Below are 1497 nucleotides of genomic sequence, written 5' to 3' on the forward strand. Positions count from 1 at the left end.
TGAACTGTACCCTATAAAATGGACAGTTTAATAAAAAAGCCCTGAAAAATCAAGCACTTAAAAGGTGGTTCCGATATTCGATCGGAGCCATCTTTTTTAATGTCCACTGATAACGATTATAATTATACTCCTCCATATAATCCTTTATGTTGAGCTCAAGGGATTCAAAGGTTTGACAATCTTTATAATCTAATTCATCTTTCATATGACCAAAAAAGGATTCCATTGGTGCATTGTCTAAACAATTGCCCCTACGGGACATAGATTGTCTGATCCCCATTTCTCTTACACGTTTCTGAAATTCAGGGTGTGTATAATGAATACCTTGGTCTGAATGTAGAAGCGCTTCAGGATGAATGACTTCTCCTAATCTCTCTTTCAAGTTATCTAATGTTTGATAGACGATATCCATTCGTAAAGAGGAAGAGACATGATAGGCTAAAATCTCTCGTGTTGCGCTGTCTTTTACACATGATAAATAAGCCTTCTTTCCTTTTCCATAAAATAAATAGGTAATATCCGTTAACATACTTTTTTCAGGCTCTTCTTGATTGAATTGGCGTTTTAAAAGGTTCGGACATGTTTTATGTTCTTGTGTCGCTTTTGCGATGTGTTTATAAGGATTCGCTCGGCGAATCTTTGTCACAAGGTTATATTTACGCATAATACGGTAAATACGCTTGAGATTCATACAAATTCCTTTTGTCTTTTCCAACACCATTTTGATAGAACGACCACCACATGTTTTCCCTTTTCGATTAAAAATTTCTTGGATCCATTCATAATCTGTTTCATCATTGCGTTCTTTTTCCAGCTGTTTATCTGTCTGATGAAGCCACGCATAGTATCCACTCCGACTTACCCCAGTCAGTGTGCAAAGGTAACGCACCATACGTGGGAATTGGAATCGACGTATGGTTTGTTCAATCAGTGTGTATGTTTCTCGTGGTGTTAACGCTTCTTCTGTAACGCCTGCCTTTCGAGTTCGTCTAACTTTTTTAGGAATGTCAATTCCGCTTCTAAAAACGCAATACGTGCTTCCGCTTTCTTTAATTTTTCATCAGAAGAGAGGGGTTTTTCCGAAGGGCGTCCCGTGCTTCCTTTCCCGCGGCGTTCTGTATAAAAGCCTTCCTCACCAAATTGTTCAAAGGTTCTTCGCCAACGTTTCAAGCATTGTTTTGGTTTCTTCTCACCGATCACAGCTAAGTCAAACCCATTCTCTAAAAAGATTTGGCTAGGACCTTTTCCTTGTTGATTTTCTTTTACCGCTCTTACTTTGAAATCTGAACAATAGCTAATCGAACGGTCCGACGCTTTTAATACATTTTTATTTTTTTCTAGCTGTTTCATTTGAATTTCGTTAAAAATAATTTTACCCATTCTCCGTACCTCATTTCTATCGTTGGTTCCATTATAACGAGGTTTTTTGATAAAAATACACAAAAACCCCGAATCATGGGGCTTTTTTTAAGTGTCCATGATTCGGGGTACAGTTCA

At 37.7% G+C, this 1497-nt stretch carries 1 protein-coding gene; it reads right to left on the minus strand.

The genetic code is table 11. The features are described 5' to 3' along the window. Nucleotides 1-49 precede the first annotated feature (49 nt). Nucleotides 50-1380, minus strand: a protein-coding gene (locus C7G42_RS34700) for an IS3 family transposase (RefSeq protein WP_087944740.1) whose coding sequence is annotated in 2 segments (ribosomal slippage) — nt 50-993 and nt 993-1380 — 1332 coding nt in all. Because the reading frame shifts where the segments join, the coding sequence is not laid out codon by codon here. Nucleotides 1381-1497: the final 117 nt, after the last annotated feature.

This window comes from Bradyrhizobium sp. MOS003 (assembly GCF_003020125.1).
GTDB lineage: Bacteria > Pseudomonadota > Alphaproteobacteria > Rhizobiales > Xanthobacteraceae > Bradyrhizobium.